We start from the raw sequence: 26195 nt of genomic DNA on the forward strand, positions 1-26195 counted from the left end.
TTTTGAATGTTCATACGCCATGACTTTTTCCAGTAAAAACGTGAAATAACTGTCTGATTATAAATTATGTGCTGTTTTATTTAAGTTATTTTGTATAAAACGATAATAAATAATGTTTTAAGGGAAATTTCCATTGGTTATTATTGCTGTGATTTTAACCATGGCAATGACAAGGATAATCATATGGCTAAGTATTACCGCAACCAACAGATGCCTGAAATTCCGGCCAGGAAAAGGAGTATTACCCGCTATTTTGGTATGGAGGGATAGCGGATGGGATATCGAGAGGATTGTTATGGGCGAGGATTAGCCCTTAATGGCGATAAAACCACAACAGGTGCCAGTTGTATCAGCTCTACGGGATCGCGGGTTTCCTATTTTGGTCGCGGGATCGTCCGGGTGGGGGATGTGACCACCGACTGCCCGAAGTGTGGGCGGTATGGACGCATTATAGATGGTGAATCGAGATCGCAATATTTCGGTGCAGCGGCTGCGGTGGACGGGTCGCTGGTAGTTTGTCACTGCCCGGAAGGCAGTAACCGTGTTATTGCCCCTGCGGGAGAATGGCTGGGACGGGGAAAATCGCCAGAGCAACAAGCAGAGGAAAGACAAAAGGTCCGGCTGGCGACCAGAAAAGCTGAACAAGCTGCACAAGAAAAACGATTAGCAGCAGAAAGAGAGCGCAACCGCGTATTTGCCAAATCCTGTCTGCGCGGAGAAGGATGTAATGATGCCGGAGATCAGTGCGAACCGCACAGCAATTTTGCCCGTATGGCGTTTTATCAGGCAGCACCCGTCACAGATACGACGGCACGACAACACACCGAGTCTGGCAAAAAGCAGCCGTCTGCCGAGGCGATCCCTAAACCCAAGAGGCATAGTGCACTCTATAAATGGCGGTATGGCAATCATGAGGAAATGGATTATCAGGCGGCTTTAGCCACCATGGCAGGTATGGCTCGTGTGCAGACCGCAATGGCCGGGGCCAACGTGCTTACTCCTATAGCCGGAAACCTTGCAGTGCCAGGAACCTGGGCAGTGAGTGCTGCCCGTATCGCAGTTGGCGGCATAGGTGCCCCCCTGGCCGGACTGCTGGTGGGCATGATGCCCGGCAGGTTGAATAACGGTGAGCAGGATTTTATTGACCGTATGCGGCTCGAACAGATGCGGGAAGCACCAACCCGCGTCCGGTTTACCTGGGAGAATGACACTCAGGGTAACCCTGTACCGCACGGCTGGCATACGCCAGCGGGGCAGGATAAAGTACGGGTACGTAGCATGCAGTGGAATAATAGCCGGCAAGCCTATACCTTTACCACGGAAGAGGATGATCCGCTTACCCTTATCTGGACACCAGACAGCTCAGGGATGGAGATTCCGGCCCACACCGGAGATCAATCGCCCCCCCAGCTCCCCGGCTCGGTAATGGTTGATCCCTTACCGGACAATAACGGATTCGATAGCACTGTCAGCCCGGCACCGGAAGAGAAGGGTTTTGCGGATTATATTCTTATTCTGCCCCTGCCAAATATTCCGCCGATCTATATTTATTTGAGTAAACCTCCCGTGGAATTTCTGGAGGTGGAGCTGTATAGCGATTTTATTCGCAGGTCAAGGCAGGGAAAATACGAAGCAGACCATATGCCCTCTAGGGCTGCGGTTGAGCGTTATTATATGAATAAATATCCTACAATGGATATTGAACAAATTACTGAACTTTCAAACAGAGTGGCATCAATTGTAATACCGAAAGAGGTTCACAGAAGGGTAAGCGAGACATTTGGTGGACGTAACTCAGATACTCGAATCGATCTGGACTCTCGCGACCTAAGGGCAGCAGCTGACAGTAACCTTGATGCGATAAAACCAAAATTGCAGGAATACGGTGCAACTGAACAGCAAATTGAGGCAGTAAGAGCAAGAGTGCATGAGCTAAATTCAAAAATAGGGTTATACAAATGACGGTAAATGTCGAAGCGCTGATTAATAGCTTAGGAAAGAGTTATAGCGAGATCGTTGCCTTGGGTTTGCTACCTTATAAAACCGAGCCAAGGGGAGCCTCAGGGTCATCTATACTCACTTTAAACATGGCAAAGGAAGGACTCTTTTTAGCCTTCCACCGAGAGGGAGTCATATTCCGAGAGGTATCTTTGAAAATTCAAAATGATAAGGCCAAAAATTGGATTTTCCCTAGTGATTTACCCTTACCTCTGCAACCCAGTATGTCTCGAGAATGGGTACATAAAACTTTTGGTAAGCCAGACAAAGCAGAGCCACCGCAAGTTGTAGCTAATTTAGCATTTGGCTGGACGGAACGTTTTACGGCTGTGCGGTATCAATTACCCATAACAATGCAAATTAGCTATGATTTGCAAGAGATGGTCAAAAAAGTCACTTTCCTTCCAACATCCGAACTGCGTTGGTAGCGGCAATATGAACTTAAATAGCAGCACACTTTCTTATGTGCTGCTTGATTTTTTATCAGCCATCTTAACGCTGATGTGCGGCTTATTCTCGCAGAGATTAAGCCGCTAAGTGGCAATGATTGACCTAAAGAAGATTAACTTATATCGCTCGACGCTGGTTGTTGCGCCATTGCCGGTTGGCGTTTTTGCAACTGAGCTTCCAGTTCTTCCAGGGATTTACCTTTGGTTTCCGGAACAAATTTCCACATAAACAGCGCCGCCAGCAGGCCCATAACGCCGTATAACCAGTAGGAAAAACCGTTATTGAAATGGGCGTTCAGATAGCTGTTTTTATCCATCATCGGGAAGGTCCAGGAGACCAGGTAATTGGCAATCCACTGTGCCGCCACGGCAATCGACATGGCTTTACTGCGGATACGGTTGGGGAAGATTTCTGCCAGCAGCACCCAGCAGACCGGTCCCCAGGAAATGGCAAATGAAGCGACGTAAAACAGCATGGCACCCAGGGCGACTGTAGGGGACATTTTGGTATAGAACGCGGTTCCCAGGGTGAACATGCCGAAGGCCATCCCCAGTGCACCAATAATTTGTAAGGGCTTACGACCAAAATTATCTACCGTTAAAATGGCAATGGTGGTGAACAGCAGATTTATCACGCCAACAATAATAGTTTGCAGCAGGGCAACATCGGTGCTGGAACCCACGGAACGGAAGACTTCCGGTGCGTAATAGAGCACAACGTTAATACCTACAAACTGCTGGAAGACAGAAAGCAGAATACCAATAACGATAATGCCGATGCCAAACGAAAATAGCGGCGTATTTTTGGTCGGGCTGGCATTTACCGAATTAAGAATATTGCGCAATTCAATTTGGCTCTGCACTTTGCCCAGCAGTTTTTGCAATACGGCGGCTGCTTCGGCATTCATACCTTTTACTGCCAGCCAGCGTGGACTTTCCGGCACGGCAAACAGCAGAATGAAAAACAGCATAGAGGGCACCGCGCCGGAAAGAAACATAAAGCGCCAGCCCATGGTATCCAGCCAGGAGGCGCTACCGGACAGGGCGATGCCGTAGTTGACGCAGTAGACCAGCAGTTGGCCGAGAATAATGGCAAACTGGTTGCAGGCCACCATTCGACCGCGAATTTTGGCCGGAGTAATTTCGGCGATATACATTGGCGAGACCATTGACGCCAGCCCAACACCGATGCCGCCGATAATGCGGTAGATAACAAATTCACTCAGGTAGCCGGAGAGATAATAGGGAATACCGTCGTTGGCGTTAATGGCGCGGTGACCAAATTCGGGAAAGGCCGACCCCACCGCCGACAGACAAAACAGCACCGCCGCGACCAGTAAGGTTTTCTTTCTGCCGAAGCGGGCGCTCAATGGGCCGCCACAGGCACCGCCGATAATGCAGCCGATCAGGGCGCTGGCCACGCAAAAACCGAGTAAAGCGTTTGCCGCCGACTCACTTAATCCACGCGGGGTGATAAAAACCGTGTTCAGCGTTGAAACCGTTCCGGAGATCACCGCCGTATCGTAACCAAATAATAATCCGCCTAATGTCGCAACCAGCGTAATGGATATTATATAGCGATTATTGGCTTTCATCTCAGATGTTGTTGCCATAATGAGCCTCAGATTGTTATTAATTGCTGATGATAAATCAGATGTGTTTTCTCACGACATAAAACATATGCCTCCCGTCTGGTGAAGGAAATTACAATATTTTGTTATCCAACCCGGCGTTTTGCTTTTCATGATAGCGGTCACAGAGCGCACTTTTACGCCATATCTGGGGGTGATAAGCACAATGTGATCGCCGTCATGCTTGCGATTTTACAGAGCGTGTTTATAAAATTTTATAATTGTCAGGTTATTTCTCTTCTTTGCATAATCATCTCGTTGACTTTAATTCGATGACTTATTCATTTTCTGATTATTTTTAGGAGAATTACCATGACCAACTATTTTGACCGCATTGAAAAGATCGCTTACGAAGGAAGTGAAAGTCAGAATGATTTGGCCTTCCATTTTTATAATCCGAATGAAATTATTCTCGGTAAAAGAATGGAAGATCATCTGCGCTTTGCGGCCTGTTACTGGCACACCTTTTGTTGGGCAGGGACCGATATGTTTGGCACCGGCGCTTTTGACCGCCCATGGTTGAGCGCTGGCAGCGAGCTGGAAGCGGCAAAAATGAAAGCCGAGATTGCCTTTGAGTTCTTCAGCAAACTGAATGTGCCTTATTATTGTTTCCATGATGCCGACGTTGCCCCGCAGGGAAATTCGGTGAAGGAGTATTTGCACAATTTTGCGGTGATCAGCGATCTGTTGGCAGAGAAACAGCAACAGACCGGGGTTAAGCTGCTGTGGGGCACCGCCAACTGCTTTAGCCACCCTCGCTACGGCGCAGGTGCGGCCACCAATCCGGATCCGGAAGTCTTTGCCTGGGCGGCCACTCAAGTCAACGCTGCCATGGCGGCCACGCAGAAACTGGGCGGGGAAAACTATGTGTTATGGGGCGGCCGTGAAGGTTATGAAACTCTGCTCAATACCGACCTGAAACGGGAACGTGAACAAATTGGTCGCTTTATGCAGATGGTGGTGGAACATAAGCACCGTCTTGGCTTTAAAGGCACGCTGTTGATTGAACCTAAACCTCAGGAGCCAACCAAACATCAGTACGATTATGATGTTGCTACCGTCTATGGTTTTCTCAAACAGTTCAACCTGGAAAATGAAATCAAGGTTAATGTCGAAGCTAACCATGCCACGCTGGCAGGGCATTCGTTCCATCATGAAATTGCCACGGCGGCATCGCTGGGGATCTTTGGTTCTGTCGATGCCAACCGCGGCGATTTACAATTGGGTTGGGATACCGACCAGTTCCCGAACAGCGTGGAAGAAAATGCGCTGATTATGTATGAAATCCTCAAAGTGGGCGGTTTCACTACCGGCGGGTTGAACTTTGATGCCAAAGTTCGCCGCCAGAGCACCGACCCCTACGATCTTTTCTACGGTCATATTGGTGGTATGGACGTGATGGCCCAAGGGCTGCGCATAGCCGCTCGCCTGATCGAAGAAGGACGACTGGAAAAAGCGCGTGAAGCACGCTATGCCGGTTGGGGCAGCAAGCTGGGTCAAAATATTCTGGCAGGGAATATGTCACTGACCGATCTGGCGGGCTATACCGAAAAATCGGCATTATATCCGCAGCATCAAAGCGGTCAGCAAGAACGTCTGGAAAATATCGTTAACCAGGCCATTTACCGCTAACAGACCCGCGATTTTCAGCAGAACGCCAGAGGAAACTGGATATGTATATAGGAATTGATCTCGGTACTTCAGGGGTTAAGGTTGTCTTGCTCAATGAAGAGAACCAGGTGTTGGCCAGCCAGACGGAGAAATTGACAGTTTCCCGTCCCCAACCCTTGTGGTCCGAACAGGACCCGGAAATGTGGTGGCAGGCGACGGATCGCGCCATGCAATCTCTGGCGCAACAGCATTCGCTCAAGTCTGTGCGGGCGCTGGGGCTGACCGGGCAAATGCACGGCGCCGTTCTGCTGGATCGACAGCATCAGGTGTTGCGCCCGGCGATTTTATGGAATGACGGGCGCAGTGCCCAAGCTTGTCAGCAACTGGAGCATAGCGTACCGGCATCACGGCAGATCACCGGTAACCTGATGATGCCGGGGTTTACTGCGCCTAAACTGCTGTGGGTCAAGGAGCACGAGCCGGAAATTTTCCGTCAAACCGCACGGGTGTTGCTGCCGAAGGATTATCTGCGTTGGCGCATGACCGGGGATTTTGCTAGCGATATGTCAGATGCCGCCGGCACCATGTGGCTGGATGTCGGCAAACGCGACTGGAGCGATACACTGCTTGCCGCCTGTGGCCTGTCGCGGGATCATATGCCGGCGCTGTTTGAAGGTAATCAGGTCACTGGCACGGTGCGCAGCGAGCTGTCACAACGCTGGGGACTGCCAGTCAATCTGCCGGTGGTGGCGGGTGGAGGCGATAATGCTGCCGGTGCCATTGGCGCAGGGATCTGGCGTGAGGGGCAGGCGATGTTATCGCTGGGGACTTCCGGCGTTTACTTCGCGGTAAGTAACGGGTTTTTAAGTAACCCCGAACAGGCGGTGCACAGCTTCTGTCACGCTCTGCCTGGTACCTGGCATTTGATGTCGGTGATGCTCAGTGCGGCATCCTGCCTTGACTGGGCGGCACGGTTGACCGGACAGCCTTCCGTCCCGGCCTTGCTGGTGCTGGCCGAAAGCGTACAGATCAGTGAACGTTCGCCCTGTTTTTTACCTTATCTTTCCGGTGAGCGGACACCGCATAATGACCCTTATGCTACCGGCCTGTTCTGGGGCTTTACTCATCAACATGGTCCGGCAGATTTGGCAATGGCGGTACTGGAAGGGGTGAGCCTCGGGTTGGCCGAGGGCATGTCGGTATTACATGCCACCGGCATTAAGCCCACATCGGTCACCCTGATCGGCGGCGGGGCAAAAAGTCACTTCTGGCGGCAGTTATTGGCGGATATCAGCGGTATGGTTATTGATTACCGTAGCGGTGGCGATGTGGGACCGGCACTGGGCGCGGCGCGACTGGCCAGACTCAGTTGTTATCCCGGTGTTTCTCCCGGTGATCTATTGCCGGAACTGCCGCTGGAGTCCAGCTATAGTCCACGGCCAGAACGCTATGATTTTTACCAGCAACGACAAGCGCGTTTCCGCCAGCTTTATCAACAAACTGCGGCGATCAAATAGTCCGGCCTGACTCAGGGCGTGGTTAACACGCCTTTACCATCCAGCCCTTCCTCGCGAAGGGCAAACCACGTTGTCTGATATTATCTCCTTCTTTTCAATACGCTGCCCATTAACTTCGTGTCGTTAAAGCTAAATTTATCTGTCGATCACAGTTCCGAGCTGAATAAGTGGCGGTCTGCCGTCTGGTGATGCTACAGGTTACAGCGCCGGATGACGGCTATCCGGGAAAAGGAAAACATCATGCTCAAAAGTCATTACCACTCCAGCGTTCAGGCGAGGATCTCTTTGCTGTTTAATGCCAATAAGGCTTATGACCGGCAGATAATTGAAGGCATAGGGGAATTTTTCCATGCCTCGCAGTGCGACTGGGACATTTATATTGAAGAAGACTTTAGTGCCCGCCATTTTAACAACAATATCCTTTCCAGCAGCGGGATTATTGCCGATTTTGACGACGAAGAGATGGCGCGACAGCTTAGCCAGATTGCAGTTCCGGTGGTCGGCGTGGGCGGTTCTTACAGCGATCGACAAAATTATCCTCCGGTGCCTTATGTCGCCACCGATAACCAGGCGCTGGTGGCGGCGGCACTGGATCATCTTATTGAGAAAGGTATTGAGCATTTTGCCTTTTATGGCCTGACGGCCGATGCGGGGAAACGCTGGGCGCAGGAGCGTGCTTCGGCCTTTGTTCGCCTGACCACGGACATGTCTTATCCCGGGCTCGTATATGAGGGAATGGTCACCGACAGTCATACCTGGGAGAGTGCCCAACTGAAATTGGCCGAGTGGTTGAAAACCCTGCCACCCCAAACCGGTATTATTGCGGTCACCGACGCTCGCGCTCGTCATATCCTGCAAACCTGCGAATATAACGGTATTGCCGTCCCGGAAAGCCTGTGCGTGATTGGCATTGATAATGAAGAACTGACCGGCTATCTGTCGCGAATTTCGCTCTCCTCAGTGATGCAGGGCACCCGCAAGATGGGATTTGAGGCGGCAAAACTGTTGGATGCGCTGCTCTCCGAAAGGCGGATCTCTGCTGACCCGGTGATTATTCCGCCGGAAAGTGTCATCGCCCGGCAGTCCACCGATTACCGTTCGATTGTTGACACTATGGTGGTCAGGGCGATGTGGTTTATCCGTAAAAACGCCTGTCGCGGTATTACCGTTGAACATGTGCTGGAAGCCATTGGTACCTCACGTTCCAATCTCGACAAAAAATTTATCACCGAGATGGATATGAGCATTCATAAAGTGATCCAGGTGGAAAAACTGGCGAGAGCAAAAGAGCTGCTTAAAACGACAACGCTACCAGTTGCCGAAATCAGCCGATTATGCGGCTACAACACACCGCAATATTTTTGTGCCACCTTCCAGCATGAATTGGCCATGACCCCGGTGCAGTATCGCAGTAGCCAGGGTAGTGTTCAGCGGCAATAAAGGGCAGGGGGCCGTTAAGCTAGCCCCCTGTGTATCTGCCGTTCTGATATCGCGTTCCTGCCATTGCCGAGGGAGAGCAGCGGCTTTTAATTTCCGTTATCCACCGAAATAGTGGAATACGTCTCCAGCTTCCCGATAAAGGGAAATGCATCTCTGTTGTTGTCCCGGCACACTCACATTATCGCTTTACAGCTATATAGCTTGTGAGCTATATTAATGGGGAGGTCCTGTGTGGAAAATTGAGACAACAGATAGATTTGATAACTGGTTTATTTCGCTTAATGATACCGACCGTGCCTGTGTGCTTGCTGCCTTAATTGTCTTGCGGGAGAGGGGGCCTGGGTTATCCAGACCTTATGCCGATACCCTCAAAGGCTGTCGTTATAGCAATATGAAAGAACTGCGCATACAGAGTCGTGGCGAGCCCATCAGGGCATTTTTTGCCTTCGATCCTTACCGTACCGGCATTGTGCTATGTGCAGGTAATAAAGCCGGCAATGAAAAACGTTTTTATAACGAGATGATCCCGCTGGCCGAGCGCGAGTTTAGCAACTGGCTGAACAATACAGAAAAGAAGGAGTAACGTTATGGGCAGAACGCTGGAACAGCTTCTTGCAGATGAAAAACCGGCAGTGGTCGCCGATGCTCAGGCGATGGCTACCAATATCCTGCTTGATATCAACCTTGCCGAATTGCGCGAGAAGGTACAGAAAACGCAGGTAGAGATGGCGCAGGCGCTGGGTATCAAACAACCCACCGTGGCCGGAATGGAAAAACCGGGCCGCGATCTGAAGCTTTCCACCCTGAAACGCTACATTGACGCTGCGGGTGGCAAACTGCGCCTGGATATTGAACTCCCGGATGGCTCGCACTACGTATTTGCACTGTAAGCAACGGCGTGCGCAAAGTGAGGTGTTTGCACTTGCTATCGCAGCGAATAAGCAGTAATCATCATTTATGGTTGCTTATAATGCAAACGAGGTTTCACAAACTCAAATTACGTACAGAGCGTGGTTTTTATGTGTCTTAGTGCCAATGTTGATTTAACGAAATGAGAAAGCTATCGCTTTTACAATAATTATTTTATCCATTCCTCGCCATTTTAAAATACCCTCAGTTATTGTTTTTAGCTCACTAAAATAAGGCGATTTTTTATTACTTTGCTCATATTGTTCGCCTTTTAATTTAATATCCTCTTGGATCCAGCTAATACGTGAGTCAAAAAACTCATCAGCTGTCAAATTATAGTGCTGAGTCCATACCAGATAAACCCACCCTTCAAGTTGATGTCCAAAAACAATTTTTTCGGGTGGCCCCTCCTCAAACGCAAGCCGTTCATCAAATCGTCTCAAAGGGTGTTAAGAGCCCTAATGTCAGGCTTCAACCTCATGTGTTATACGATTGCGCAAATCTCTTCTTGCCAGTTCGGCAACCCAGAAGCAGAACATATGCCCGGTAATTTCAGAAAAGTGTTCAGCCAGTGGTTGATTCCAGGGAGCTGGTACCGTGCCGAAAAGCGGTAAAATAACCACGTGAAAGATAAACCAGATAAATAAGCCGTATAAGCTACCCTGCCAAAGGGTAATACCCTTTTTAAACTCGGCGATAATGCAATAGAGCATGGTGAAGGTAATAGAAAAACCGAAATGCATAATCAGGCTGTAGGTAGGGCGGGGATTATCGTTATAACGGTATGTTGAGTGGGTAAAGTCAAAAGAAAAGCCTAACTGCTGAAGGATTTCCTGTGGTGGGTTTGTCAGATCTCGCAAAGGCGTTCTGGGTGGAAAGGGGATTTCCCAGCCAAATTTTGTAATAGCGCAAACGATACTCGCCAAAATACCAAGCAAAATGGCTAACAGAATTTTTTCTTTGGTCGTTGTTGATTGAAATGACATTTGTGTGACCTCAAGTGATTACCGCCGTTATTTTCTAAGGGCAAGTATCCCCCTGAGCGCCTAAGGAAGTGTGATCTGGATCAATGATGATGGGTGAAAAAAGGCAATTTTGTTACTGGACTATGGAGATTTTTTCTGTACAAAGCAGTGGGGTAAGCCCTGCGTTGCAGGGTGCCATTTACGTGTTCCGGGGACATACTGGATAGCGGCGATCCCCCTGTTTTTGTTTATTTATCCGATGTTGGCAACCATCTGCTGGCACCGGCTATGGCGATGAGACTGGTTTTTACCGATACCAATAATGCCGCTCAAAAAGTGACGATGAAATTTACTTCTGCAAAAAACCAGAGGAAGCCATCTAAGGAGTTACCTCGTTACGATCCGGCCTTGGTTTCTTTTAAACAGATTAAAGAACTGGGGCGGACGCCATATATTAATTCGGGATAATTAGTAAAAGTGCACTTAACATAAATTTCAAATTTAAATTAATTTAATTAACGTCGGCGCAACTTTTGCCGATAACCTTGACTTACCGCCCGCATCTATCCTGGAGAGGGCATTGGGTTTCAGGGAGCCATATGAACATTACAAAGCGCCTTTTACTGACGTTTTCACTGCTTTCTAGTGCACTCATTGCGCTGGGTGTCATTTCAATCGTGTTGATTATGGGATTTCAATCTCGTTTTGAATATGTCCAGGAGAACTCTGTTCCTTCAATAAAAGACATCAGTAAGCAGATAGAACAAAGCGAACAGCTTTTGCTCACATTGTATAGACACCAGGGGCTGGCGGATAATAGTAAGATGCCTGAACTGGAAAACCTTATCCAGCAACGAATTGCCGGGCTCAAATCAATTACCGATTATTATCTGGCAAATGAGATATCCAATGCCGAAGATGAAAGACTCACCCGCGCAGCCTATGACAATATTCGTAAAATAGAGGGTATGCTGCCTGCTTTTCTGACTGCTTCTCGTGCGCATCAGGATGAGATCAGTCTTGCGCTACTCAACGGAGATAAGGGGGTCGGCAATGCTATTGGGCTACTCGTGGCGGATTTCCATAAACAACTAGACCTGAATGTTGATCTTGGTGTTGGCCTGCGGGCAACCAACCGCAGCATCTTTAACACCACCATCTGGGGAATGGCGATCGGAGTGAGTGCAACTATTCTGCTGTTGGGTATTCTGGCCATCGCCACCATCCGACGCGTACGCAGAAGTTTGCTGGCTATCGGGGATATTATGAATATCGCCAGTGACCGACTTGACCTTACGGTCATCGCCGATGCTAGTCGCGCTGATGAAGTGGGTAATATGGCGCGGGCTTTCAACAGCCTGATGCAACGCGTATCGGAAGCCTTGCGTTCTGTCAGTGCAGCTTCTCAGTCGGTCAGTAGTGCTTCGTCACAGATTGCCGCCGGTAATGAAGATCTCTCTTCCCGAACCGAGCAACAGGCTGCCTCTCTGGAGCAAACCGCCGCCAGTATGACCGAACTCAGTGAGACGGTACGACATACCGCAGACAACACGCGACAAGCGAGCCTGTTGGCCGAAAGCATGAATAAGCTATCCGCCAAGAGTGCAGTATCGCTTGAGACAATGTTGGGGACAATGGGGGATATCCGCAGTAGTTCTCGCAAGGTGACTGAAATTATCACTTTGATTGAAGGTATTGCCTTTCAGACCAATATCCTGGCTTTAAACGCCGCGGTGGAAGCCGCACGAGCCGGTGAACATGGCAGGGGATTTGCCGTGGTTGCGGGCGAGGTGAGGAATCTTTCGCAACGTTCCACAGTGGCTGCGCGCGAGATTAAGCAGTTGCTTGATGTCTCTGCCAGTCTGGTCGAAGCCGGCGCAAACCAGGCGGGTGATGTTAGCGAAAATATGACCGATATGGGGACTATCATTAAGCAAGTGACTGACCTGGTGAATGAGATTGCCTCTGCGGCCAAAGAGCAGAGCCAGGGGATCGATCAGGTTCATCTTGCTGTTAATCAGATGGATGATGTGACCCAACAGAACGCCGCGTTGGTACAAGAAGCGTCGGCTGCATCCCGCTCACTGCAGGAACAGGCCAACGAACTGTCCCGTTTGGTGGCTGAATTTAAAGTCAAACAGGAAACGGGAGAGCGGCAAATGTTGGTAAAAGCGGCACCTCAACTTGCTGCCAATCCGCGTGCTGAACAGAAAAAATTAGCTGTTGCAGATGAAAATAACTGGCAAAAATTTTAAGAAGGTTGATGCAGTCATAGAACGACTAATACTATCCCGATATTTGCAGGATATACAATAATGACGACTGAGCATCTGGAAAAGCATAAGGCATTGTTGGAAAACTTCGAGCAGATGGTTGAGTTACTGAACCAGCTCACTGTCGGGAAGTATAACTCGCTGGAACTCTATATTAATAACTGCCACCATTTCCGGGCTCGTATACTGGAAGTTCAAGAGTTATTGGTTGATGAGTCTTTTGAACAATATCTGATGAAAAATGATGTTGCGCTCTATTGCGGGATATACAGTATGAGTATGGCCATCGCAATGTTGGCCAATATGCTGGAAAATCTAAAAAATTTCGCATCCTGAAGCGTGTATTTTCTTATTGCAAGCCCTGTTGCCCGCAGGCAACAGGGCTTGCACTATCTGTTTTGCTGCCGTTATAAAATACCAGCAGATTTGATAGAGCCAAGGTTACTGAGGCTCAGCGTGTCATTAATAAGTAAAGTTTCGACCAGAGAATGACATTTCCTGATTAGGCTAGCAAAAGGCAGAAGCATGATACGAGCTATTTTGATATTGGCCTTCTTTAGCGGCACGGCGCTGGCTGCACCCTGTTGCGGGCCGATAATGCCGGCAGGGCAGCATCTAAGCCAGGTACTGGATGCTTCGAATGTCGAACACCTCTGGCTGGCGCGTGAGCATGTCAATTGGCAAACGGGGATGCGCGACCGTCCGATAGATACAGCAAATCATAGGCACGTCGCCACCCACTGTAGCGCTTTTATTGCCGCGATCGGCGAACGGTTGGGGGTTTATGTGTTACGCCCACCGCAACATGGACCAGTACTGCTGGCCAATGCGCAAAATAAGTGGTTGAGTTCCACTGAGGGGCAAGCGCAAGGCTGGCGGCACCTTGTCGATGCACGAAGCGCACAAAGCCTGGCCAATGAGGGAAAGTTAGTGCTGATCTCCTACGCCAACCCGGATCCGCACCGGCCCGGCCATATTGTGATCGTGCGTCCGTCAGAAAAGTCGTTGACAGATTTGGCCAATGACGGCCCGGAGATTATTCAGGCCGGAATGACCAACCATAACCACTGGCAGGCATCTTCTGCCTTTGCCTATCACCCTGGTTCCTGGCCCAATGGGGTGAGCTATTTTGTGCATGACGTGCAGTAAATTGTGCACCGCCTTTCGCCGATAAGTTCTGATAATGCGCTGTAGGCACCATAATGGTGCGAGTTGTTTGTTTTTAGTGCTAATACCCCATTATTTGTTGCCGATTCCTACCCGCCACCCTCTCCCGATCCCCGCGCAACCGCCAATATCCGTGACTTTGTTAAGTTGGCATCCTGTTTGCTAGGTTGTACATACAAGATAATACATGTCAGGACTGCAGAAAGCGCAAAGGCAGGTGCCCTGTAAAAAACTTTCCGTAATGTGGCTGGAAACGTAATGATTTCATTTGAGAACATAAGCAAATTTTACGCAGATGGCACTGTGGCCGTCGACAGGCTGTCATTCAGTGCACCGACAGGGAAAATCACCATGCTGGTTGGCCCTTCTGGCTGCGGCAAAACAACGTCATTGCGCATGATCAACCGTTTAATCGAACCTTCTTCGGGGAGCATTTTGCTTAATGGCCAACCGACGGCAGGGATGGATCTGGTGAAGTTGCGGCGAAAAATTGGTTATGTGATCCAGAATGCCGGGTTGTTTCCGCATAAAACCGTACAGGACAACATTGCCGTTACCGCGCTGCTCAATGGGGCGACACGCACGGCGGCACGGAAAAAAGCGCAGGAACTTCTTGAACTGGTTGGATTGTCACTGGCGATGGCTGAGCGCTATCCGTGGCAACTGTCCGGAGGTCAGCAGCAAAGGGTCGGCGTGGCCCGCGCATTGGCCTCGGATCCTGAGTTTATGCTGATGGATGAACCTTTTAGCGCCGTCGACCCGGTAGTTCGCGAACAGCTACAGGATGAGTTTTTACGTTTGCAACGTGAAATCGGTAAGACCATTATCATGGTCACCCACGACATTGACGAGGCGATGAAATTAGGCGACCAGGTCGCAGTATTTCGACCCGGTGGTCTTCTGGCGCAAATTGCCTCGCCGGTAAATTTGTTGAATCAACCGCAAGATACTTTTGTCGCCGACTTTATTGGACGGGACCGCGGATACCGTAAACTGGCTTTTGACCTGATCCCTGAAAATATCGCTCTGGATAACGAGAAGGTGATTGCGCCAGGAATGGCAGTCAGCGAAGCCCGGCTAGTAGCCGGTAATGAATCCTGGGTGCTGGTGGTGGAAAATAATTGCCCACTAGGTTGGTACGATCTCGAGCAAAATAAAACCATCGTCGAAGTTGCGGATATTAATCTTGGTAGCACCTTTGCACCTGGAAATGGCACGCTGCGGCAACTGATGGACGCGGTGTTGAGTTCTCCCTGTCAGCGTGGAATTGTGGTCGATGAACAGCAGCAATTTATCGGCACGGTAAATATTGAACAGGTGTTTTCGCTTTCCCGCGCTCGGGTGATGAGGTAATAGCATGCGCTTTGACTGGTTGTTTCAGCAGCGGGAAAATATATTAACGCTGCTCGGCTGGCATATTTATCTGTCTATTATTCCGGTGCTCATCGGGCTGGCTTTGGCCATTCCGGTTGGCGGTATTCTTCATCGCTGCGGAAAATTCAAAGACGGCATTCTTAATTTGTTAGGGCTGCTTTATACCATTCCTTCACTGGCGTTATTTGTTTTATTACCTGGACTACTGGGCAGTAAAATTCTCGATACCGTCAATGTCGTCGTTGCCTTAACGCTGTATGCCTTTGCCTTGTTGATCCGCACAGTTTGTGACGGGCTGGACTCTGTTCCTGAGGATACCCATCAGGCTGCCGTTGCCATGGGATACCGGCCGGTGCAGCGTTTTTTCAGTGTTGAGCTGCCACTGGCTGTGCCAGTGATCGCTGCAGGAATGCGCGTGGTGGTGGTATCGAATGTCAGTATTGTTTCAATTTCAGCGCTGGTCGGCATGCCGCAGCTTGGCGCGTTATTTACTCAGGGCTTTCAATTGCATTTCCTGACGCCAATTATTGCCGGTATTTTTCTGTGCATTGTGCTGGCACTGCTGTTGGATAATCTGGTGGTCCGCACCGGCAATAGAATCACCGCCTGGCAACCAAAAAGGAATGCGAAATGATTAACTGGTTGCTCGACCCCGTCCACTGGCTCAATGACGACGGACTGTTGATGCTGATTTTGCAGCATCTGACTTACAGCATTGAAGCCTTGTTTATTGCCGTGGTTATTGCATTCCCGATTGGTTGTTATGTCGGCCATACGGGCAAAGGCGCGATGTTATTAATTGGCAGTGCAAATGCCATGCGGGCATTGCCTTCTTTCGGGCTGATTATCTTGCTGGTCATTATTTTTGGGCCGGTATTTGAATCCGATCTGGCATTTATTGTGCCTTGTCTGATTGTGCTGATTATTCTGGCATTACCGCCCATTATGATGGGAGTGTATTCTGGTATCAGAGCCATTAATCCGGCGATTATTGATGCGGCAATTGGTATGGGATATTCCCCCTGGAAATTATTGCTGGCCGTGGAGATCCCCTGTGCGCTGGCGTTAATATTATCCGGCATACGCAGTGCCGCATTACAAATAGTTTCTACTGCCACCATTGCAGCCTATGTTTCACTCGGTGGGTTAGGGCGTCTTATTATAGATGGCCGTGCGCAGAACGATTATCCGCAGATGGTGGCAGGTGCGTTGATGGTGGGGATATTAGCCTTATTGGTCGATGTGTTTTTCTCATTTTTAATCCGTTTTATGGTCTCACCAGGTATCAGGCAGCGTGAACGCCGTCGTAAAAGACCTCTCCCTTTATCGAATAGCTGAAGTATCTACTTACTCATTCTGGAGCCTAAAAAAATGAAATTGAAAAATCTGCTCGCCGTTGCCCTGTTTTCTGCTGCTGTAGTACATGCCCCGCTGGCCTTCTCGGCTGATAGCGGCGAAACCATTATCATCGGCTCCGCCGACTTTCCGGAAAGCCAGCTGATCGCCACCCTTTATGCGCAGGCGCTGGCCGCCAAAAATATCAAAGTGGAAACCAAACTGAATATCGGTAGCCGTGAGGTTTATATGCCTGCTCTGCTCGACGGTTCCATCAACCTGATCCCGGAATACAACGGTGCCACCCTCAGTTATCTCGACGAAAAGACCCAGGCGCACTCGGCTGAAGAGGTGTCAGCAGCACTGGCCAAGGCATTACCGGAAAAAATAAAAATGCTGGATATTTCTGCCGCCCAGGACAGCGATGTGTTGGCTGTGACAGAAAAAACCGCCAAGAAATACAACCTGAAAGACATCAGCGATCTGGCACCTGTCGCCAAAACGCTGGTATTGGGTGGTCCGGCGGAATGGAAAACTCGTCGCGAAGGTGTGAAAGGCTTGAGTGAGGTTTATGGCTTAACCTTCAAAAACTTTAAGGTGCTTGATGTTGCCGGTCCGCTGACCCTGTCTGCGTTGACTAATAATCAGATCCAGGTAGCGGATATGACCTCCACCGATCCGGCAATGAAAACCAAAAATCTGCTGGCGTTGGAAGATTCCAAACACTTGTTCCCTGCGCAAAATATTGTGCCGTTGATTGCCAAAGACAAAGCCAGTGATGTGGTTACCACCACGCTCAATGCGGTTTCCAAACAGCTGACTACCGGCGATCTGGTGGTAATGAACGGCAAATTGGCAAATTTTGAAAGCGTCGATGCCGTCGCGAAAGCGTGGCTGACGCAACACGGTTTCAATAAATGATGACGCAACCTGTAACTTTAGGCACTGCCGAAACCTCCATTCGCGACATTGTTGATATTGCCTACGGGGCCGAGGTGTTACTCGACTCGGCAGCATTAGCGGGAATGCAGACGATAAGCGAAAAAATCAGGCAGGCAATCGCTGAGAATAAGGTGATTTATGGGCTGACTACCGGCGTGGGCGATCTTGTCACCCAGCGGTTATCACCGGAACAAATCTCGGATGTGCAGCTTAATATGCTGAAAAGTCATGCCTGCGGCATCGGGCCCGATCTGGCGCAGCACGAAGTACGGGCCATGATGGCGGTGATGATAAAATCCCTGTTACAGGGGTTTAGTGGCGTCAGTCCGCAGCTGGTGCTGACTATGGCGGAAATGCTTAACCAGGGCGTGATCCCCTGGTCACCGGCCAAAGGCTCGGTCGGCTATCTGATCGCCACGGCGCATATTGGCCTGTCGGTGTTTGGTTACGGAAAAGCGTATTATCAGGGCGAACTGTTAGCCGCGCGGGAAGCACTGCAACGCGCGGGGATTGCCGTGCGCATACCCGGTCCGCGCGAAGGTCACGCGCTGGTCAGCGGTACTTACGAAATCACCGCACTCGGTTGTCTGGCTGTGGACGCCTTCCGGGAGTTGATCCCGGTGGCGGACGCCGCCGGAGGCATGAGCCTGGAAGTGCTTAAAGGTAATATCCGCTGTTATGACGCCCGTCTCCATGCCATAAGGCCACATCAAGGTCAGCAGGAAACGGCGCGCATCCTGCGTTGTCTGCTACGCGACAGTGAGATCCTGGATAAATACCGTGATTTCCGCGTTCAGGATGCCCTGAGCCTGCGTTGTATTCCGCAAATGCATGGCGCGGTACGGGATGTGCTCAGTTATTGCCAGAGTACGCTGACTACCGAGGTCAATTCGGTCACTGATAATCCGGTATTTATGATCGAAGACGGAGAGCTGCAGGTGCTGCCGGGCGGCAATGGACACGGTGCTCCGCTCGCGCTGTGCCTCGATGCGCTGGCTATTGCTATTGCCCAGCTCAGCACGGGTTCGCAGGCGCGTTCCGATCGTCTGACCAATTCCCATCTTAGCGGCTTACCGGCCTTTTTAGTGGCAAACGGCGGGGCGTATTCAGGAATGATGATCCCGCCTTATGCTGCTGCCGCGCTGGCCGGGGAAAACCGCGCACTGGCGGCACCGGCCAGCGTACATACCGTAGCAACCTGTGCCGGGCAGGAAGATCATATTTCGATGGGGGTGACGGCGGCGCGCAATGCCATTGATGCTGTGGAAAATGCCATTGATATTGTGGCGATAGAAATACTGTGCGCCACCCAGGCGGTAGAGTTTCACCGTCCTCTGCGGGCGTCTACGGGCAGCGAAACAGTGCTTGCACTGGTACGTCAGCAGGTGGCCTTCCGGCAAAGCGATGAGGAAATGTACCCGGATATGCTGGCTATTCGGCAGTTAATCAAACAGGGGACGCTTTACCAGGCGCTGAAACCGCTTATTTTCCCGGAAACTGAGCTGGCATAAGGACGATGGCAACGTTACCGTTGCTCTGGATGGTATTTTTTTGATTAACCCGCCCTGGGTTCAGGGCGGGTTAAATATGCCGTCATATGAGCAGCAGGTTTGATGGGGGCTTATTTTTGCTCTTTGCTTTGCTGTAAGCAGCTCAGGAAAGCCTCTCTGACCAGTTGGGCATTCACTTGCAGGCACAACGTCTGCTCGCCGCACTCGGCAAAGGGATCATAACGGGAGGCTAAATGGGTAAGTCGACGGAGTGTCTGCCCCAAAGAAATACCTTCCGTTACCACTCTGACCGGCGATTTAACCGTGGTGTAAAACTCAGGATGATTAAGCCAGGAAATGGTCAGAGTGTCATGCAATGCCATTCCCTCAAACCCTTCTCGTTCCAGACTGTATTTTAAGTAGCCTTGGGATATCTGCGTTAAAATCGGCACATTCAGTTGGCGAATTTCTTCGCCGCTGATCAGCACTTCATGGGTAACATCGAGCGGCAAAACTACCACCGGCAGGGCGGAAGAGAGCACCTGATCCGCCGCGTGGGGATCTTTCCAGATATTGAATTCACTCTGCGGTGACACATTGCCGGCATGACCATGAGTACCAAATGCGCCGCCCATAATGACCACTTCTTTCACCAGCGGAATAATTTCCGGGGCGAGATTAATCGCCATGGCGATATTGGTCAGCGGTCCAATGGCAACCAGCGTCACTTCACCTGGCTGCGATTTAATCGTATCGATAATAAAACTGACGGCATTGTCGGCCTGGTCATCGAACGGATTACTAAGTACGTCGCCCAGCCCGTCACTGCCATGTACTTTGGCACTGTTGCTTATCTGCGCCAACCCCAACGGACGAGAGCAGCCCCGAAATACCGGCGCATCAAGACCAATCTGCCGGGCAAAAAGTTTGGCATTTTTCACCGCCTGTCCGACGGGCACATTGCCGAACACCGTGGTAATACCGAGGATAGTTTGGGTTTTTGCCGCATAGGCCAGCGCAAAAGCGTCATCTACGCCGATGTCGGTATCAAAAATTATCTTTCTGTTCATGCTTATCTCCGGGGCGGTGCCGATCACTCGGGTTATTGTACGGCTAAGTGGCAAAATTCACATCTTTCAAAAAAGCAGTAATGCGGGGATGCTGACCACTGCGCAATGCCTGTGGTGTGTCATCGCAAACGATGCGGCCTTGCTCCATAAAGACAATACGATCAGAGACCTTGAAGGCGAAATTCATTTCGTGCGTCACGATGATCATGGTGATCCCCTCTTGCGCCAGCGACTCAATCACCTGCAGGACTTCATTCACTTTCTCGGGGTCGAGGGCCGAAGTCGGCTCATCAAACAGCATGATTTGTGGTCGCATCATCATGGCTCTGGCGATGGCGACACGCTGCTGCTGCCCGCCGGAAAGCTGATGCGGATATTTCATGGCATGTTCAATCATGCCGACTTTCTGTAGTAACAGGCAGGCGTGATGCTTTAACTCCTGCCGCGGGGCCAGTCGGTGATAACGGGGGGCCAACAGCAGATTATCCATCACCGTCAGGTGAGGGAAGAGATTAAAACTCTGGAACACCATACCGATATCCAGCCGGTGGGTCAGGTGTTCAATAAAACGCGGCTTCTGTGTGCTCGATCGGCTGAGTTCGATAAACGGCTGACCATTGATCTGGATCTCGCCATTATCAATTTGCTCCAGGCCGTTAAGCAGGCGGATCAGCGTAGTTTTCCCCGAACCTGACGGACCAATGATCGACACCACTTCACCAGACTGAATCTTCAGGTTAACGGCACCCAGCACCTCTACGTTGTTGTAGGCTTTATGTAACCTGGTGGCTTGCAGCGCCGGAACCTCAGGCGTTATTGGCGAGCGTACCACAGCCGGTAACGGCTGGTTTAGCAACTGCAACAGCAGCGGATCCGTGAACGGGGCCGTTTTGCGCCGGGAAACGTCGAGATAGCGTTCAAGTTGCTTAAGTAAAAAGTCAAATACCGTCACGATAAACACGTAATAAAAAGCGACGGCGGCCATGGTTTCCATCACCAGAAAGTTCTGCGAATAGAGACGCTGGCCGACCATCAAAATTTCCGTCAGCGAAATCACCGACACCAACGAGCTGAGTTTGACAATGGAAATATACTCGTTAGCCAGTGAGGGCAGCGCCACGCGCAAAGCCTGAGGTATTACTACCCGCCACTGAATAGCGGCATAGCGTAAACCGAGTGCTCGCGCGGCTTCATGTTGGCCCTGGGCAATGGATAACAGGCCGCCGCGATGGATTTCAGCAATATATGCCGTTTCACTCAGTACCAGCGCAATCAGACCGGCCCAGAAAGGGTCGCTGAGCAAGGCGGAAGACGCGGGCACTGCCTGCGGCAGGTTATATACAAAAATCAGCAACACCAGCAGCGGCAGGCTGCGAAATAGCCAGATATAGGCCCTGGCCGGGAGAAACAGCCAGGGCTGTTTGGCCTGTTTGCCAAGTGCCAGCACAAAGCCCAGCACAATACTGATCACCCAACTGGCCAGGCTCAGTTTGATCACCGTCCAGGTTGCCAGCCAGAAGTCGGCATCACTGAGCAGGCTGAGTAAATAGTTCCAGTCAAAAGTCATCTGTCTGCTCCCGCCCGCAGGTATTACTGTTTTAATGCCTGAATATCAGCGTCTTCCGGCTCGGCAAGATGATACTTCTGCACCAGCGCGGCGTACTGGCCGCTGGCCTTGTAAGCCGCAATGCCATCGATTAACTGCTGTTTGAACTCGGGTGAGGTTTTACTGACGCCAAGGCCGACCAGTACCGGATAGAGCAGCGTGTCGGAGGTGACTTGCAGACGACCTTTCATCTTGTCAACAACCTGGCTGGCAACGGCGGCGTCGGTCATCTGCACTTCAACCGCATGTGACAGCATCGCCTGCGTTACCTGCGGATCGGTGGCAAACTCACTTACAGTAATCGGTTGCAAACCCTGTTTGGCACAGTAGTCGCCGGAGAGAGTATGGAGTTTTTCCAGCCAATAGGTTCCCTGCATGGATCCAACTTTGTGGCCGCACAACTCTTCGGGTTTCTTCGGTTTAAAGCGACTGTCACTCAGGGTCAGCAATGATTCGCCGGTTTTCAGGTAGGGGATCATATCGATCACTTTGCTGCGCTCCGGGGTGATAAACAGCGCAGAAGCAATTAGTTCGTAGCGCTTGGCCTGCAATCCCGGGATCAGGCTGGTAAAGCGGGTATCAATATAATGTGGCTCGAGCTTCATCTCCTTGGCTACGCCGTTGATAAATTCGATATCAAAACCGGCTGGCGTTTTGCTTTCCAGATACTCATAAGGCGGGAAGGTAATATCGCTGCCCACCGTCAGTTTGCCCGGCGTCATAACCGTTGCTTGCGCACAGGTTGCAGAAAGCAGTGAGAGGGAGAACATCATACATTTCGCGAGACGGGTCATGTGCAGCGTTGCAGTCATCATTAATCTCCGGTGCTGGTGTGAAACTGATAATTGGCCCTGTTATTACTTTCACGAACCGCTGTGAAAAGAAATTCATCTTTTATGAGCTTGGCTATAGGAAAAGACTGGCCTCGCCCATCGCGGCATAAATAAAGTAGTGTGCTGTCGGCGAAGGCATTCAAAGTACGTTCTGCGACCAGGCCAGTTTTTCCTTATCCTTTACCGATAAAAATCCTTATTTATTTTCAGCTCGCCAGACTCCAAAAATAAGACCTATCACCCTGAGCCGCTTTCGCGCGCGACGGCCTCTGTTCGTCCTACTGATATTGAAGGAACTGACCATGAGTCAACCAACCCATACCCGTATTCGTATGTTTAACACTAAAGATACTTACCCGAATCAGGCTTTGAATAACGATCTCTGCCAGGCTGTTCGCGCCGGAAATACGGTGTATGTGCGCGGTCAGGTGGGAACTGATTTTGATGGCAAGCTGGTGGGGCTGGGGGACGCGGGGTTGCAGGCCGAGCAGGCGATGAAAAATATCAAACAACTGCTGGAAGAAGCGGGTAGCGATCTCACTCATATTGTCAAAACCACCACCTATATTATCGATCCGCGCTATCGCGAAGCTGTCTATCTGGAAGTGGGAAAATGGCTGAAAGGCGTGTTTCCAATCTCCACCGGGCTGGTGGTCTCTGCACTGGCACAGCCGCAGTGGCTGGTGGAAATTGATGTTATCGCCGTGATCCCGGAGGCATAAGATGACGTTCTCCATCGCCGGATTTTGTCCGCGCAGTGGCCAGTACGGCATTGCGCTTAGCTCCTCCAGTATGGCCGTCGCGGCGCGATGCCCGTGGCTGATGAGCGGGGTGGGTGCTGTCTCCAGCCAGAATGTGACCTTACCGTCCCTGGGGCCAAAAATCCTTGAGCGTATGCGCATGGGCGAAAGTGCCGCCATTGCCCTTGATAATGTGATGGCCGCCGAGCCTTTTGCCGACTGGCGTCAGGTGACGGTGCTGGATAATCAGGGGCAGAGCGCGGTGTTTTCCGGCGCACATACGTTGGGTATCAATCACCATCGGCAGGGCGTGCACTGTGTTGCTGCGGGCAATATGCTGGCCAACAGCGGGGTGATCGAGGCGATGGTCAGCCAGTTTTGTGCCGATCCCGCCTCGTCGCTGGGCGACCGGCTGATTGCCGCATTGCAGGCCGGATTGCGAGCCGGAGGGGAGGCCGGTCCCATCTATTCCGCCGGTATGAAAATAGTCAGTAGCGAAAGCTGGCCGCTGACCGATCTGCGCGTCGATTGGCACGAACAGGATGCCATCGGCGAACTGGCCAGGTTCTGGCAGTTGTGGCAGCCGCAGAGTGAAGCCTATCTTACCCGTGCGATCAACCCGGCCCAGGCCCCGAGCTATGGGGTACCCGGCGATGAATAACCTGGGCACTCGTGAGTTACTGGCCGATCTGATTGCGTTTGATACCGTCAGCCGTAACAGCAATTTGGCACTGATGGCCTATATACAGAACTATCTGGCAGGCTTTGGCATCAGCAGTCAACTTATCCCGGATGCGCAGGGTGAAAAAGCCAATCTGCTGGCAGTGATTGGCCCACAGGATCGAGCGGGGATTGTGCTTTCCGGCCATACTGATGTGGTACCGGTGGACGGTCAACAATGGGCGAGCGATCCTTTCTGTTTGCAGGAACGGGAAGGGCGTTTGTACGGACGCGGTACGGCCGATATGAAGAGCTGGTTGGCCGCGGTGTTGGCGCTGGTCCCTGAACTGGTGGCGCAACCGTTACGTCTGCCGGTCTGGTTGGCGTTCAGCTATGATGAAGAAGTGGGGTGCAAGGGGGTCCCGACACTGCTGACCTGTTTTGATCAACAGCCGCTGTTGCCTGCTGCCTGTATTGTTGGTGAGCCAACGGAAATGCGTCCGATATTTGGCCACAAGGGAAAAATAGCCTTTCGCTGTGAAGTGACCGGGCATGCCACTCATTCGGCCTATACGCCGCAGGGGGTGAACGCCATCGAATATGCGGTACGTATTATTCAGCAACTGATGGCACTGGCCGAAAAATTGAAGCTGCAACAAAACCTGGCCTTCGATCCCCCTTTTTCAACCTTGCAGACCGGGGTGATCCGCGGGGGAGAGGCATTAAATATTGTGCCGGCTTCTTGCCAGTTTGATTTTGAAATCCGCACGCTGCCCGGCGTGGACGCGCGACAACTTGTTGCCGCGTTGCAGGTCTGGTGCCAGCAGCAACTTTTGCCGGAAATGCAACGCATCTCTGCGGATTGCCGTATCACCTTCAGCCCGTTAAGCCACTACCCAGGGCTAGAACCCTCTACCACGACGATGATCGATGAGTTACTCAGCCTGCTTGCGCCTGCGGATGCGTTGAGCACCGTGGCCTTTGGCACCGAGGGAGGGTTGTTTCAGCAACATGGTATTCCCACCCTGGTTTGCGGACCTGGCGCGATGGCTCAAGGGCATAAACCCGATGAGTTTATCAGCCTAGACCAGCTTGCCGAGTGTGAGGCATTTTTGCGGCGCTTATGCCGTTCTCTGCAGACGACGGGGGCACCAGGCTGATGATCGCGGCTGTTTCAGCCTCGCTGATATGCTCTGGCGTCAACTCCTGAGTCCGGCAGTAATCCATAAATAGCTGCGTCGGGCGTGTCGGTTCGGCGTTACGCAAATGGGCCATCACCAGGCAGGAACCTTCCATTTCATCGCGAATGGTCACCCGGGTTACCCGTTTACCGTCATAGGTAAAATCGGGGAAAGGCCGCGTGACCAGCAAAGAAAACCCAAATCCCTGACCAACCATACAGCGTACCATCTCAATAGAGGGCGAACTAAAGGCGACGTTGGCTGACAGCCCTTTCTTTTTGAAAATATCCAGGAAATAGTTACGGCTGGGGAGTACATCCAGCAGGATCATCGGCTCCCGGCTCAGTTCTTCGAGACTTACGCTGCTGCGAAAGGCCAGCGGATGGTCAGCGGGTAACAGCGCATAGGGTTTTTGCGGCGCTTTCAGTGGTTCGGTGTGAATACTGCTGTCGAGCTCATGGCGGTACAAAATGGCCATATCAAAACGGCCATGTTGCAAACCCTCGGTCAGCTCATCCTGTTCACCGTCGTGGATCTCCACTTCAATTTTCGGGTACAACTTTTTAAAACCGGCAAGCAGCTTGGGCATATATAGCGGGGCGGCAGTTTCAAAGCAGCCGACGGAAAGCGTACCGGACACCATATCATTATCGGCACGGGCATTTTGCTCAAACTGTTTGGACATTCTGAGCAGTTCGGCGGCCTTCTCATAAAAACGGCGGCCACCTGGCGTCAGCGAAACGCCCTGAGCGTGGTGGCGGATAAACAGCAACTGCTCGAAACTCTCTTCCAGGTTTTTTATTGCAGTTGAAATGGAAGGTTGAGCGATATGCAGATGTCGTGAAGCTTCCGCGATGCTGCGGTGCTCCACGACTGTCGTGAAGTATTTAAGCTGTCTCAGCGTGAAATGGGCCATATGCAGGTGATCTCTCTAATTAGTATTTAGTTATGTCAACGCTTCCTTTGACGACAAAAAAACGAGGCTAGAGATTCGAAGCAATAAC

General features: G+C 51.0%; 26 protein-coding genes. 19 read left to right on the plus strand and 7 right to left on the minus strand.

All coding sequences use genetic code 11. The features are described 5' to 3' along the window. The first annotated feature begins 273 nt into the window (after positions 1-273). Together GW590_RS11810 and GW590_RS11815 are read left to right on the plus strand one after the other, a co-directional pair. Positions 274-1962, plus strand: coding sequence for an S-type pyocin domain-containing protein (locus GW590_RS11810; RefSeq protein ID WP_169403238.1), 1689 nt, complete (start codon positions 274-276; stop codon positions 1960-1962). Then, the gene (locus GW590_RS11815; protein WP_169403239.1) at positions 1959-2426 is read left to right on the plus strand and encodes a DUF6392 family protein; all 468 of its coding nucleotides are present in this window, start codon (positions 1959-1961) and stop codon (positions 2424-2426) included. The genes GW590_RS11810 and GW590_RS11815 overlap by 4 nt, the downstream gene beginning before the upstream one ends. A 134-nt stretch (positions 2427-2560) precedes the next feature. On the opposite strand, the gene xylE is transcribed toward GW590_RS11815, so the two are convergent. Further along, on the minus strand, positions 2561-4060 hold the full coding sequence (gene xylE, locus GW590_RS11820) for a D-xylose transporter XylE (RefSeq protein WP_169403240.1): 1500 nt from the start codon (positions 4058-4060) through the stop codon (positions 2561-2563). A gap of 330 nt (positions 4061-4390) precedes the next feature. On the opposite strand from xylE, the gene xylA reads away from it, so the two are divergent. The 5 genes from xylA (at position 4391) to GW590_RS11845 (ending at position 9536) form a co-directional block, all read left to right on the plus strand. Beyond that, on the plus strand, positions 4391-5710 hold the full coding sequence (xylA, locus tag GW590_RS11825) for a xylose isomerase (protein ID WP_169403241.1): 1320 nt from the start codon (positions 4391-4393) through the stop codon (positions 5708-5710). 41 nt (positions 5711-5751) lie between these two features. Continuing rightward, complete coding sequence (gene xylB / locus GW590_RS11830) at positions 5752-7206, plus strand: xylulokinase (RefSeq protein WP_169403242.1); 1455 nt, start codon at positions 5752-5754, stop codon at positions 7204-7206. Positions 7207-7446: 240 nt separating this feature from the next. Beyond that, on the plus strand, positions 7447-8646 hold the full coding sequence (locus GW590_RS11835) for a XylR family transcriptional regulator (RefSeq protein ID WP_169403243.1): 1200 nt from the start codon (positions 7447-7449) through the stop codon (positions 8644-8646). A 229-nt stretch (positions 8647-8875) separates the two neighbouring features. Continuing rightward, positions 8876-9229, plus strand: a complete 354-nt coding sequence (locus GW590_RS11840) for a type II toxin-antitoxin system RelE/ParE family toxin (protein WP_169403244.1) — start codon at positions 8876-8878, stop codon at positions 9227-9229. A 4-nt stretch (positions 9230-9233) separates the two neighbouring features. Further along, complete coding sequence (locus tag GW590_RS11845; RefSeq protein WP_169403245.1) at positions 9234-9536, plus strand: helix-turn-helix domain-containing protein; 303 nt, start codon at positions 9234-9236, stop codon at positions 9534-9536. Positions 9537-9689: 153 nt separating this feature from the next. Here the strand turns inward: GW590_RS11845 and GW590_RS11850 are convergent, their stop codons facing one another. Then, positions 9690-9998: a hypothetical protein gene (locus GW590_RS11850; RefSeq protein WP_169403246.1), complete on the minus strand. Its 309-nt coding sequence runs from the start codon at positions 9996-9998 to the stop codon at positions 9690-9692. Between the two features lie 21 nt (positions 9999-10019). Continuing rightward, the gene (locus tag GW590_RS11855; protein ID WP_169403247.1) at positions 10020-10541 is read right to left on the minus strand and encodes a YagU family protein; all 522 of its coding nucleotides are present in this window, start codon (positions 10539-10541) and stop codon (positions 10020-10022) included. Positions 10542-10808: 267 nt separating this feature from the next. Here GW590_RS11855 and GW590_RS11860 point away from each other — a divergent pair, with 267 nt between their 5' ends. The 9 genes from GW590_RS11860 (at position 10809) to GW590_RS11900 (ending at position 19122) form a co-directional block, all read left to right on the plus strand. Beyond that, positions 10809-10988 carry a hypothetical protein gene (locus tag GW590_RS11860; protein ID WP_169403248.1) on the plus strand — a complete coding sequence of 60 codons (180 nt, stop codon included), beginning with the start codon at positions 10809-10811 and terminating at the stop codon, positions 10986-10988. Positions 10989-11119: 131 nt separating this feature from the next. Then, complete coding sequence (locus GW590_RS11865; RefSeq protein ID WP_169403249.1) at positions 11120-12775, plus strand: methyl-accepting chemotaxis protein; 1656 nt, start codon at positions 11120-11122, stop codon at positions 12773-12775. 60 nt (positions 12776-12835) lie between these two features. After that, positions 12836-13129, plus strand: a complete 294-nt coding sequence (locus tag GW590_RS11870; RefSeq protein WP_169403250.1) for a hypothetical protein — start codon at positions 12836-12838, stop codon at positions 13127-13129. Between the two features lie 189 nt (positions 13130-13318). Further along, positions 13319-13942, plus strand: a complete 624-nt coding sequence (locus tag GW590_RS11875; RefSeq protein WP_169403251.1) for a hypothetical protein — start codon at positions 13319-13321, stop codon at positions 13940-13942. 276 nt (positions 13943-14218) lie between these two features. Further along, a complete protein-coding gene (locus GW590_RS11880; protein ID WP_169403252.1) occupies positions 14219-15313 on the plus strand; it encodes an ABC transporter ATP-binding protein in 1095 nt (364 codons plus the stop codon). A 4-nt stretch (positions 15314-15317) separates the two neighbouring features. After that, positions 15318-15968: an ABC transporter permease gene (locus GW590_RS11885; RefSeq protein WP_169403253.1), complete on the plus strand. Its 651-nt coding sequence runs from the start codon at positions 15318-15320 to the stop codon at positions 15966-15968. After that, positions 15965-16672, plus strand: coding sequence for an ABC transporter permease (locus tag GW590_RS11890; RefSeq protein ID WP_169403254.1), 708 nt, complete (start codon positions 15965-15967; stop codon positions 16670-16672). The genes GW590_RS11885 and GW590_RS11890 overlap by 4 nt, the downstream gene beginning before the upstream one ends. Before the next feature lie 33 nt (positions 16673-16705). Then, positions 16706-17590: an ABC transporter substrate-binding protein gene (locus GW590_RS11895; RefSeq protein WP_169403255.1), complete on the plus strand. Its 885-nt coding sequence runs from the start codon at positions 16706-16708 to the stop codon at positions 17588-17590. Next, positions 17587-19122, plus strand: a complete 1536-nt coding sequence (locus tag GW590_RS11900; RefSeq protein WP_169403256.1) for an HAL/PAL/TAL family ammonia-lyase — start codon at positions 17587-17589, stop codon at positions 19120-19122. Before GW590_RS11895 ends, GW590_RS11900 begins: the two co-directional genes overlap by 4 nt. A gap of 110 nt (positions 19123-19232) precedes the next feature. On the opposite strand, the gene GW590_RS11905 is transcribed toward GW590_RS11900, so the two are convergent. From GW590_RS11905 to GW590_RS11915, 3 genes are read right to left on the minus strand one after another with little or no spacing between them, the layout of a single operon-like run. Next, positions 19233-20171: a nucleoside hydrolase gene (locus GW590_RS11905; RefSeq protein ID WP_169403257.1), complete on the minus strand. Its 939-nt coding sequence runs from the start codon at positions 20169-20171 to the stop codon at positions 19233-19235. A gap of 43 nt (positions 20172-20214) precedes the next feature. After that, complete coding sequence (locus tag GW590_RS11910) at positions 20215-21738, minus strand: amino acid ABC transporter permease/ATP-binding protein (RefSeq protein ID WP_169403258.1); 1524 nt, start codon at positions 21736-21738, stop codon at positions 20215-20217. A 23-nt stretch (positions 21739-21761) separates the two neighbouring features. Next, positions 21762-22592, minus strand: a complete 831-nt coding sequence (locus tag GW590_RS11915) for an ABC transporter substrate-binding protein (protein ID WP_235955926.1) — start codon at positions 22590-22592, stop codon at positions 21762-21764. A gap of 320 nt (positions 22593-22912) precedes the next feature. Here GW590_RS11915 and GW590_RS11920 point away from each other — a divergent pair, with 320 nt between their 5' ends. From GW590_RS11920 to argE, 3 genes are read left to right on the plus strand one after another with little or no spacing between them, the layout of a single operon-like run. Continuing rightward, positions 22913-23332, plus strand: coding sequence for a RidA family protein (locus tag GW590_RS11920; RefSeq protein WP_169403259.1), 420 nt, complete (start codon positions 22913-22915; stop codon positions 23330-23332). Position 23333: 1 nt separating this feature from the next. After that, positions 23334-24011 (plus strand): DUF1028 domain-containing protein, encoded by a 678-nt coding sequence (locus tag GW590_RS11925; RefSeq protein ID WP_169403260.1) that lies wholly within the window; start codon positions 23334-23336, stop codon positions 24009-24011. Next, a complete protein-coding gene (argE, locus tag GW590_RS11930; RefSeq protein ID WP_169403261.1) occupies positions 24004-25170 on the plus strand; it encodes an acetylornithine deacetylase in 1167 nt (388 codons plus the stop codon). The genes GW590_RS11925 and argE overlap by 8 nt, the downstream gene beginning before the upstream one ends. On the opposite strand, the gene GW590_RS11935 is transcribed toward argE, so the two are convergent. Next, positions 25088-26107: a LysR family transcriptional regulator gene (locus tag GW590_RS11935; RefSeq protein ID WP_235955927.1), complete on the minus strand. Its 1020-nt coding sequence runs from the start codon at positions 26105-26107 to the stop codon at positions 25088-25090. The genes argE and GW590_RS11935 overlap by 83 nt on opposite strands. Positions 26108-26195 lie beyond the last annotated feature (88 nt).

The sequence above is a fragment of the Rouxiella aceris genome (assembly GCF_012933545.1).
Taxonomy (GTDB): Bacteria; Pseudomonadota; Gammaproteobacteria; order Enterobacterales; family Enterobacteriaceae; genus Rouxiella; species Rouxiella aceris.

Excerpts from the sequence above, each read along its gene's own strand:
- GW590_RS11885 (WP_169403253.1), top strand. The coding sequence starts at position 15,318 with ATGCGCTTTGACTGGTTGTTTCAGCAGCGGGAAAATATATTAACGCTG.
- GW590_RS11900 (WP_169403256.1), top strand. The coding sequence starts at position 17,587 with ATGATGACGCAACCTGTAACTTTAGGCACTGCCGAAACCTCCATTCGC.
- GW590_RS11860 (WP_169403248.1), top strand. The coding sequence starts at position 10,809 with ATGGCGATGAGACTGGTTTTTACCGATACCAATAATGCCGCTCAAAAA.
- GW590_RS11905 (WP_169403257.1), bottom strand. The coding sequence starts at position 20,171 with ATGAACAGAAAGATAATTTTTGATACCGACATCGGCGTAGATGACGCT.
- GW590_RS11845 (WP_169403245.1), top strand. The coding sequence starts at position 9,234 with ATGGGCAGAACGCTGGAACAGCTTCTTGCAGATGAAAAACCGGCAGTG.
- GW590_RS11915 (WP_235955926.1), bottom strand. The coding sequence starts at position 22,592 with ATGATGACTGCAACGCTGCACATGACCCGTCTCGCGAAATGTATGATG.
- GW590_RS11935 (WP_235955927.1), bottom strand. The coding sequence starts at position 26,107 with ATGGCCCATTTCACGCTGAGACAGCTTAAATACTTCACGACAGTCGTG.
- GW590_RS11815 (WP_169403239.1), top strand. The coding sequence starts at position 1,959 with ATGACGGTAAATGTCGAAGCGCTGATTAATAGCTTAGGAAAGAGTTAT.
- GW590_RS11890 (WP_169403254.1), top strand. The coding sequence starts at position 15,965 with ATGATTAACTGGTTGCTCGACCCCGTCCACTGGCTCAATGACGACGGA.
- GW590_RS11865 (WP_169403249.1), top strand. The coding sequence starts at position 11,120 with ATGAACATTACAAAGCGCCTTTTACTGACGTTTTCACTGCTTTCTAGT.
- GW590_RS11895 (WP_169403255.1), top strand. The coding sequence starts at position 16,706 with ATGAAATTGAAAAATCTGCTCGCCGTTGCCCTGTTTTCTGCTGCTGTA.
- GW590_RS11855 (WP_169403247.1), bottom strand. The coding sequence starts at position 10,541 with ATGTCATTTCAATCAACAACGACCAAAGAAAAAATTCTGTTAGCCATT.
- GW590_RS11920 (WP_169403259.1), top strand. The coding sequence starts at position 22,913 with ATGAGTCAACCAACCCATACCCGTATTCGTATGTTTAACACTAAAGAT.
- xylE (WP_169403240.1), bottom strand. The coding sequence starts at position 4,060 with ATGGCAACAACATCTGAGATGAAAGCCAATAATCGCTATATAATATCC.
- GW590_RS11880 (WP_169403252.1), top strand. The coding sequence starts at position 14,219 with ATGATTTCATTTGAGAACATAAGCAAATTTTACGCAGATGGCACTGTG.
- GW590_RS11875 (WP_169403251.1), top strand. The coding sequence starts at position 13,319 with ATGATACGAGCTATTTTGATATTGGCCTTCTTTAGCGGCACGGCGCTG.
- xylB (WP_169403242.1), top strand. The coding sequence starts at position 5,752 with ATGTATATAGGAATTGATCTCGGTACTTCAGGGGTTAAGGTTGTCTTG.
- xylA (WP_169403241.1), top strand. The coding sequence starts at position 4,391 with ATGACCAACTATTTTGACCGCATTGAAAAGATCGCTTACGAAGGAAGT.
- GW590_RS11870 (WP_169403250.1), top strand. The coding sequence starts at position 12,836 with ATGACGACTGAGCATCTGGAAAAGCATAAGGCATTGTTGGAAAACTTC.
- GW590_RS11925 (WP_169403260.1), top strand. The coding sequence starts at position 23,334 with ATGACGTTCTCCATCGCCGGATTTTGTCCGCGCAGTGGCCAGTACGGC.
- GW590_RS11910 (WP_169403258.1), bottom strand. The coding sequence starts at position 21,738 with ATGACTTTTGACTGGAACTATTTACTCAGCCTGCTCAGTGATGCCGAC.
- argE (WP_169403261.1), top strand. The coding sequence starts at position 24,004 with ATGAATAACCTGGGCACTCGTGAGTTACTGGCCGATCTGATTGCGTTT.
- GW590_RS11810 (WP_169403238.1), top strand. The coding sequence starts at position 274 with ATGGGATATCGAGAGGATTGTTATGGGCGAGGATTAGCCCTTAATGGC.
- GW590_RS11835 (WP_169403243.1), top strand. The coding sequence starts at position 7,447 with ATGCTCAAAAGTCATTACCACTCCAGCGTTCAGGCGAGGATCTCTTTG.